At 44.5% G+C, this 8,471-nt stretch carries 8 protein-coding genes; 5 read left to right on the forward strand and 3 right to left on the reverse strand.

Annotation, left to right across the window (positions count from 1 at the left end):
• Positions 1-18: 18 nt before the first annotated feature.
• The 3 genes from B5D42_RS17730 to B5D42_RS17740 all read right to left on the reverse strand — a co-directional run bounded on the left by B5D42_RS17730 (position 19) and on the right by B5D42_RS17740 (position 2,793).
• Positions 19-444 (reverse strand): hypothetical protein, encoded by a 426-nt coding sequence (locus tag B5D42_RS17730; protein ID WP_078832891.1) that lies wholly within the window; start codon positions 442-444, stop codon positions 19-21.
• 1 nt (position 445) lies between these two features.
• Positions 446-1,186: a hypothetical protein gene (locus B5D42_RS17735; RefSeq protein ID WP_078832892.1), complete on the reverse strand. Its 741-nt coding sequence runs from the start codon at positions 1,184-1,186 to the stop codon at positions 446-448.
• Between the two features lie 344 nt (positions 1,187-1,530).
• Positions 1,531-2,793, reverse strand: a complete 1,263-nt coding sequence (locus B5D42_RS17740; RefSeq protein WP_078832893.1) for a hypothetical protein — start codon at positions 2,791-2,793, stop codon at positions 1,531-1,533.
• A 2,263-nt stretch (positions 2,794-5,056) separates the two neighbouring features.
• Here B5D42_RS17740 and B5D42_RS17745 point away from each other — a divergent pair.
• The 5 genes from B5D42_RS17745 to B5D42_RS17765 form a co-directional block, all read left to right on the forward strand.
• Positions 5,057-5,218 (forward strand): hypothetical protein, encoded by a 162-nt coding sequence (locus tag B5D42_RS17745; RefSeq protein ID WP_176113057.1) that lies wholly within the window; start codon positions 5,057-5,059, stop codon positions 5,216-5,218.
• Positions 5,219-5,259: 41 nt separating this feature from the next.
• Positions 5,260-5,793, forward strand: coding sequence for a hypothetical protein (locus B5D42_RS17750; protein ID WP_217698862.1), 534 nt, complete (start codon positions 5,260-5,262; stop codon positions 5,791-5,793).
• Positions 5,790-7,037, forward strand: coding sequence for a hypothetical protein (locus B5D42_RS17755; protein ID WP_078832896.1), 1,248 nt, complete (start codon positions 5,790-5,792; stop codon positions 7,035-7,037). The genes B5D42_RS17750 and B5D42_RS17755 overlap by 4 nt, the downstream gene beginning before the upstream one ends.
• 344 nt (positions 7,038-7,381) lie before the next feature.
• Positions 7,382-8,122 (forward strand): hypothetical protein, encoded by a 741-nt coding sequence (locus B5D42_RS17760; RefSeq protein WP_078832897.1) that lies wholly within the window; start codon positions 7,382-7,384, stop codon positions 8,120-8,122.
• A 1-nt stretch (position 8,123) separates the two neighbouring features.
• Positions 8,124-8,471: hypothetical protein (locus B5D42_RS17765; protein ID WP_139367234.1), on the forward strand; the 348-nt coding region annotated here is incomplete at its 3' end.

Genomic DNA, 8,471 nt, shown 5'->3' on the forward strand with positions numbered 1-8,471 from the left:
CCCACTTTTGATAATTCATTACCTACGCTTTTTGGATTGATAATTGTTTGTTTTCTTGTCGCCCTTGCGGACAACACGAGATAGCAACACCAGCAATAAAACAACAGGGAAGGGGAGAACCAACCACCACCATTTTTTGATGAACCCCCAGACCGTGAGCCATATAGATGACGGCTTATTGATACCGCCGCGGATCTGTTGATCTACCGCGTATATGTCAGGGTTCGGGGTCACCGTTGGATCCACTACACCGGCTTTTGTCTTGCCATACTTTGCCAGATATTCACTATCTGACAAATTCGTTAGGTCATAATCAACCTGGGTGATCTTAGCAGATCCGTTGCCTAATACACCTCCGCTTACTTCATACGCCACTTTACGCAGGGTGTTGCCTATCTCCGTGCCGCCCGGAAGCGGCTTAAATATGCCGTCCAGAAAGCCCATGTTATCCGTTTACGCTGATTACGTTTACGAGCATCACAGTTGTATCTTCAGTGTACGTCACATGAGCGCGGATACTTGAACCAACCGGAAATGTGAAGTAGTTGAGGCCAACAGGCGTAATAGCTCCATTGATGTTGAAAGCTGCTGTATTCATTTCTGAAAGGTGCTGTTCGATCTCGTCAGGCAGAAGCGTGAGTTTCTCATTAGTCGGAGAAGTCAATTCCAGCTTTACAAGGTTCGCCTTTGGCAGTGCCAAAAGGTGAGTACCTGCAATCTCGATCGGAGTAGCCACATCTTTCAGGCCTTTGGCTTTCTGATAATCGAAACGAGTTTGGGCGTTGCGTCTTGTTTCAAGGCTGTTGATAGTAATTTTACAATCAGCCGGCAGATCCTTTACACGCAATGTGTAAGATTCATTGGGCAGCGGATCAATATCGCCATCAAAACCGATATTAACGGTTCCTTTGATCTTGGTGTTACCACCGGACGTAATCACACGAACAGCACCGTCATTTGCATTTGTTCCAACCTCGAGCAGATCCAGCAAAGACGTTACTTTAAGGATATCGGCATTTCCATCACGAGACACTTTTTCAATCTCGAACGTAGCCGTTTTAATCGCTGCTTGTGCCTGCGCAGCTGTCATGCCGGTACAGTCAGCAACAATCAGGAATTTCATAAAACGGCTGGCAACCTTGATCGAACTGTTACCGGGTAAAAAGGGATTTTCTGTAATAACCATTTTGTTTCTTTGTTTTGTTTGTTAATGCGCTTGCAAGCATTTTCTTTTGCAAAACAAAGGTTAGCCACCCCCGGTTAGAGGGTGGCGCATTGTGGCTCATTTTGGCGCATTCTGGCGCATTTTGGCGCATTCTGTCTCAATCCATTTAGGACGGAATTGAGGATCAGGAAAAGCCTCGTAACGCCTGAAAAAGTCCATGTATGTTAGACGGCATCGGCCTAACGCCGCCTTGTCGGTAGCGTAGTACCGCGTTGCGGTACGTCTGGATACTCCAAAATAGAATTGGTAATGTGCAGGTTTACATACGGGGTTATGTGCAAGTGTAGTAGACATCAGGGGGATGTTTAGTTGTTGTTAAATACGTGTGGCATGAAAGGGGAATAATCAATCTGTGTTTCAGATAGCATCTGCGTTTTGATCAGATCGTTATTGATGTAATCGAACACGCTTTTTTGTGATCGCCGCAGATTCAGCCAATGAAACTTTTCGTGAAACCATTTACCGAGTGAATAGCGTTCTACAACACCCAAGACATGATCGAGGATGAAAGACGACTGCAAGCAGTCGCCTTTTTTCTGATAAAATAACGCATCAATCGCAAGCCTTTTGATAAAGGACTTTGTATAGTTTGTTGACTTCGGTTTTACGCATACAGATGTCGAGAAATAGGGCGTAGCCTCTAATATCAGCGGTGTGTAACGCTTCATCCGAGAAAAGCGAACACCTGGTTCATTGTATGCCATCTGAAAATGGTGGTGGTAGTAATACGACAACAGAGACGTGAATTTGCGAAGCAAATCAATATCAGTAAAATCAAATAACGATTGAGGATCTTCACCGGTTTGATCGATACCGTCAACAATCAAATTGCGCGGCTTCTTAAGCGAAAATTCAATCCGGTAAACATCTGTGTCCATGTCAAAGTGCGATTCTTTCCAAAGCTGTTCTATCCAAGGCTTCCAAGTCTTTTTAATCATTTCTTCGGTCTTATTGTACATGGTAATTGAAGTGCCTGAAGATCTCGAACCCCACGTGATACCGGTTACCTCATTTCGCGAATAGTGTATCTTCATAGACTTGCCTTTCATCACCAGTTTACGTGATGCACAATCCAACATGAACGCCTGTATATTGGTTGAATACCGTGCAATTTGCTGAACATCGATAAACAAGTCCACACGAGTATAGTTGAGAAACGTTAACGAATATTCGCGGCAAAAGTTCTCAATGTTAACGTGCAGATCTGGGCTGTAGCAAAACCGGTTCGCTATCTTAACCTTAACAAGATTCTTTGCCAGAAATGACGGGCGCGGTAGCATTTCCAACTCTGCAAACGGCAATACCTCACCATGTACAATGGTATCAATACGCCATAGTTCAGTGAAGTATTTCGTACCGTGCCCGGTGTTCTCATGTTGAAAAAGAAACGGCTGTTCCGGTAAGTGATTAAGATCTGCGTGGGCTGTAAATTCCAACCAATCGAAACCCATACAATAGGTGACACCCGGCCGGGTTATTTGTGTAAACGTTTCGCCGGTGGCATTTTTGCTCCCCTGATAGTCAGGGGGAGCAAGGAGTTTTGATGTTCTCATTTCCAGTTCCTCCATAATGACAGCACACGCCTGTGAGGGGTAGAAAACACTCGGCTTCCCTCGATACGCAAATCGCGGTCATACTTTACATAAAAGAAATGGGTTCTGTTGGCATCCACTATACGGTATGTAATACCGCCGGGAACCAAGGCAAAAGGCTCATAAACGCGCAATGACGTACTGTGTATCTCACGGATGCGCAAACGATTGTTTCTGTTATTATATCTCATTTTGCACCTCCTTTGTGATCGTCATTGTAGAGACGTTTAGGAGTGAGGAAAGCGATAATGTACGGTTGCATCGAAACATCGAAGCGAGAGATAGGAACAACGTGCATATCTTCAATGCACATGGTAGGGTAGCAGTACGCTACAAGGGTACAATTCATGGTTAGTTATTTTGTTTTAATGTGTACCGCCACTGGTTAACGCGGCAGATGATCGTAGCGGATTGTGGGGGGCGCCCCCACACCCCCGCAAGGGTGGTTTTTCATAGACTTTTTACGCCTGCCGGGTAGGTGGTAACCACCCGGCAGGCAAGGCCTACGGCTGACGGAATAAGCGGTACACTTCGCGATTTATACGTGTCGGATAAAGTCGGCCAGTACGCGGTGATCTGTAATAAAAAAAGCCACCGGAAGAACCTTCAAATACCCATGGTTTACCAACGCAGGTGAACCGAAACAAAGCGCCAAATGAAAGCGCAGAAAACTGTTTTTTCATGTGTGTGTGGTTTTTAGATTAACGCATAAACTAATTTATCACCAGACCATACGTAGAGCTTTCTCGAATGATATTCACGATACAAGTGAACACCAGTAATAAGCCCCACATACTGATAAACTAACGCAGCACGCTGCGAGAAAGCGAAACAATCTCCGGGTGTAAGTTTTGATAACATTACTTCTTTCATGTGTGTATGGTTTTTGGTTTATTGCGCCGCCAGTAACCGACATATTGACGACTGGAAGCATCGTAAAAAAATATTGCGTACGCATCATGCGTATTGATACAGTATTCTATAAAAGCCACAACGTTGGTAATGTTGCGGTACTTTAAGACCAAGCCCGGAGGGGCTTTAGCTATAGCACGGAACTTGTTTCTTGACACGGCGATAACATTTATAAGGTGTGGAATGACAGACTACAGAATCTGTTTCATGACAACGCAACACAACCTGCGAGGTTTCGGGATAATGGCGAATAACAGTAAACAGCCGGGATGTTCTGAACGGATAACGACTAAACGTATCACCGCGTTTCATGCGCATAACGCATTCTCTTTTAAGTCTCTGATTAGGCATACTTGAATAAAAAATTTTGCAAAGGTACGTTCATGACTCGTGCCAACGTGTCAGTATGTCAGTATTGTTATCCTATAATTAATATTATGTTAAATAGATTGTAGCGAAAATCCATTCTGCAATATGTTGAATATCAGTGCGTTAAGCACGGATGAAAAAAACTAACCTTGAAATTGAACTGCTTAGTACTGCCTATACTAAGAAGAAAAAGAACGCTGATTTGACTGCGAAAAGAGCGTTTATGAAGTACCTCCGCAGGGTTCAAATACCATATAAAAACGATGGGAATCTGACACTTGGTCAGTTTGTTATCCGGTTTTATGATGGCTATGTATTGTGCTTTACGCCTTCTTCTGAAGTCCGTTGTTACCTCCTGACAGTCCCGTATGATCACCCGGCGTACGTTGTGGATAAGCTGGAAAGCTACCATCGTCGAATTTTCAAAAAGCAAATGTATAAACGTGAAAAACAAGTTCCGTGCTATAGCTAAAGCCCCGCCCGGCTTGGTCTTAAAGTACCGCAACATTACCCATGTTGCAGACTTTATAGAATACTGTATCAATACGCATGATGCGTACGCAATATTTTTTTACGATGCTTCCAGTCGTCAATATGTCGGCTACTGGCGGCGCAATAAACCAAAAACCATACACACATGAAAAAACAGTTTTCTGCGCTTTCGTTTGGCGCTTTGTTTCGGTTCACCTGCGTTGGTAAACCATGGGTATTTGAAGGTTCTTCCGGTGGTTTCTTTTATTACAGGTCACCGCGTACTGGCCGACTTTACCCAACACGTATAAATCGCGAAGTGTACCGCTTGTTCCGTCAGCCGTAGGCCTTGCCTGCCGGGTAGTTACCACCCACCCGGCAGGCGTAAAAAGTCTATGAAAAACCACCCTTGCGGGGGTGTGGGGGTGCCCCCCACAATCCGCTACGATCCCCTACCACGGGGTTTATCACCTTAAAACATCAATTTATGAACTGTACCCTTGTAGCGTACTGCTACCCTACCATGTGCATTGAACACATGCACGTTGTTCCTATCTCTCGCTTCGATGTTTCGATGCAACCGTACATTATCGCTTTCCTCACTCCTAAACGTCTCTACAATGACGATCAGAAAGGAGGTGCCAAATGATAGCCGCCCTTTATTGTCGTCAGGACAGCATATATAAGACTATGGGATTGGATGTTTACGATATAGAACGCGATGCGCGTACATTCCCGAATACTTCAGCTGTAATTGCACATCCTCCATGCCGTGCATGGGGTCGTTTACGTCATTTTGCAAAGCCTCGTCCGGATGAGAAAGACCTGGCATTTCATGCAATAGCTGTAATACGTAAATGTGGTGGTGTTCTTGAGCATCCCGAATATTCTACTTTGTGGGCTGCGGCCGGACTTCCTCGTCCTGGTGCCGGTTATGATCAGTATGGTGGATGGTCGTTGTCAGTGGATCAAAGTTGGTGGGGTCATAAAGCAAGAAAACGCACATGGTTGTATATAGTGGGCGTTCAAGCTGCCGATGTTCCGCCTATTCCATTGTCGTTTGATGCTGTACAGTATTGCATTGGCGGTAATCACGGGTCTAAATTTAATAAGCGTTTAAAGGATCTTCCGAAAGCGGATCGTGAACGTACACCTGAACCTTTTGCTAAATGGCTTTACCAGTTGGCGCTTATCTGCCAAAACAACAAAGGAGGTGCGAAATGAGAATAGCAAAACTCCTTGCTCCCCCCGACTATCAGGGGAGCAAAAATGCCACCGGCGAAACGTTCACACAAATAACTCGGCCGGGCGTTACCTATTGTATGGGTTTCGATTGGTTGGAATTTACAGCCCACGCAGATCTTAATCACTTACCGGAACAGCCGTTTCTTTTCCAGCATGAGAACACGGGTCACGGTACTAAGTACTTCACTGAATTATGGCGAATCGACACCATTGTACATGGTGAGGTATTACCATTTGCGGAGTTGGAAATGCTGCCGCGCCCGTCATTTCTGGCAAAGAATCTCGTTAAGGTTAAGATAGCGAACCGGTTTTGCTATAGTCCAGATCTGCACGTTAACATTGAGAACTTTTGTCGCGAATACTCGTTAACATTCCTCAATTATACCCGTGTGGATTTGTTCATCGATGTTCAGCAAATCGCAGGGTATTCAACCAATATACAGGCGTTCATGTTGGATTGTGCATCTCGTAAACTGGTGATGAAAGGAAAGTCTATGAAGATCCATTATTCACGAAACGAGGTTACCGGTATCACTTGGGGTTCCAGATCTTCAGGTACTGCAATTACGATGTATAACAAGACTGAAGAAATGATTAAAAAGACCTGGAAGCCCTGGATAGAACAGCTTTGGAAAGAATCGCACTTTGACATGGACACAGATGTTTACCGGATTGAATTTTCGCTTAAGAAGCCGCGCAATTTGATTGTTGAAAGTATCGATCAAACCGGGGAAGATCCTCAATCGTTATTTGATTTTACTGATATGAATTTGCTTAGCAAATTCACCTCTCTGTTGTCGTATTACTACCACCACCATTTTCAGATGGCATACAATGAACCAGGTGTTCGCTTTTCTCGGATGAAGCGTTACACACCGCTGATATTAGAGGCTACGCCCTATTTCTCGACATCTGTATGCGTAAAACCGAAGTCAACAAACTACACAAAGTCCTTTATCAAAAGGCTTGCGATTGATGCGTTATTTTATCAGAAAAAAGGCGACTGCTTGCAGTCGTCTTTCATCCTCGATCATGTCTTGGGTGTTGTAGAACGCTATTCGCTCGGTAAATGGTTTCACGAAAAGTTTCATTGGCTAAATCTGCGGCGATCACAAAAAAGTGTTTTTGATTACATCAATAATGATCTGATCAAAACGCAGATGCTATCTGAAACACAGATTGATTTCATCCCTTTCATGCCACACGTATTTAACAACAATTAAACATCCCCCTGATGTCTACAACACTTGCACATAACCCCGTATGTAAACCTGCACATTATCAATTCTATTTTGGAGTATCCAGACGCACCGCAACGCGGTACTACGCTACCGACAAGGCGGCGTTAGGCAGATGCCGTCTAACATACATGGACTTTTTCAGGCGTTACGATGCCTTTCCTGACCCTCAATTTCGTCCTAAATGGATTGAGACAGAATGCGCCAAAATGCGCCAGAATGCGCCAAAATGAGCCACAATGCGCCACCCTCTAACTGGGGGTGGCTAACCTTTGTTTTGTAAAAGAAAATGCTTGCAAGCGCATTAACAAACAAAACAAAGAAACAAAATGGTTATTACAGAAAATCCCTTTGGCCCCGGTAACAGTTCGATTAAGGTTGCCAGCCGTTTTATGAAATTCCTGATCGTTGCTAAGTGTGTTGGTATGTCTGCGGCACAAGCCCAGGTAGCAATTAAGACAGCAACTTTTGAGATTGAAAAAGTGTCTCGCGATGGTAACGCTGATATCCTTAAAGTAACTCCGTTGCTCGATTTGCTGGAAGTTGGCACAAATACAACTCACGGAGCGGTACGCATTATCACGTCTGGTGGAAACACGTTTATCAAAGGAACCGTTAATATCGGTTTTGATGGTGATATTGACCCGCAGCCTAATGAATCTTACACATTGCGTGTAAAGGATCTTCCTGCAGATTGCACTATTACGATCAACAGTCTTGAGACAAGACAGAACGCACAAACTCGTTTTGATTACCAAAAAGCCCCTGCGTTTAAGGATGTATCAACACCGATTGAGATTGCGGGTACTCACCTTTTGGCACTGCCTAAAGCTAACCTCGTAAAGCTGGAACTGACTTCTCCGAAAAATGAGAAGCTCACGCTCCTGCCTGACGAGATTGAGCAGCATCTTTCAGAAATGAATACCGCTGCTTTCAATATCAATGGATCCATTACACCGGTAGGTCTGAACTATTTCACATTCCCGGTAGGATCAAGTATCAGGGCTCACGTTGAATATACGGTAGATACAACTGTGATGCTCGTAAACGTAATCAGCGTAAACGGATAACATGGGCTTTCTGGACGGCATATTTAAGCCGCTTCCGGGCGGCACAGAGATAGGCAACACCTTGCGTAAAGTGGCGTATGAAGTTAGCGGAGGTGTATTAGGCAATGGATCTGCTAAGATCACCCAGGTTGATTATGACCTTACGAATTTGTCAGATAGTGAATATCTGGCAAAGTATGGCAAGACAAAAGCCGGTGTAGTGGATCCAACGGTGACCCCGAACCCTGACATATATGCGGTAGATCAACAGATCCGCGGCGGTATCAATAAGCCGTCATCTATATGGCTCACTGTCTGGGGATTCATCAAAAAATGGTGGTGGTTGGTTCTCCCCTTCCCTGTTGTTTTA

This window comes from Sediminibacterium ginsengisoli (assembly GCF_900167075.1).
Classification (GTDB): domain Bacteria; phylum Bacteroidota; class Bacteroidia; order Chitinophagales; family Chitinophagaceae; genus Sediminibacterium; species Sediminibacterium ginsengisoli.

Coding starts and splice junctions, on each gene's coding strand:
- B5D42_RS17755 (WP_078832896.1), top strand. CDS start 5,790: ATGAGAATAGCAAAACTCCTTGCTCCCCCCGACTATCAGGGGAGCAAA.
- B5D42_RS17750 (WP_217698862.1), top strand. CDS start 5,260: ATGGGATTGGATGTTTACGATATAGAACGCGATGCGCGTACATTCCCG.
- B5D42_RS17730 (WP_078832891.1), bottom strand. CDS start 444: ATGGGCTTTCTGGACGGCATATTTAAGCCGCTTCCGGGCGGCACGGAG.
- B5D42_RS17760 (WP_078832897.1), top strand. CDS start 7,382: ATGGTTATTACAGAAAATCCCTTTGGCCCCGGTAACAGTTCGATTAAG.
- B5D42_RS17745 (WP_176113057.1), top strand. CDS start 5,057: ATGAACTGTACCCTTGTAGCGTACTGCTACCCTACCATGTGCATTGAA.
- B5D42_RS17740 (WP_078832893.1), bottom strand. CDS start 2,793: ATGGAGGAACTGGAAATGAGAACATCAAAACTCCTTGCTCCCCCTGAC.
- B5D42_RS17735 (WP_078832892.1), bottom strand. CDS start 1,186: ATGGTTATTACAGAAAATCCCTTTTTACCCGGTAACAGTTCGATCAAG.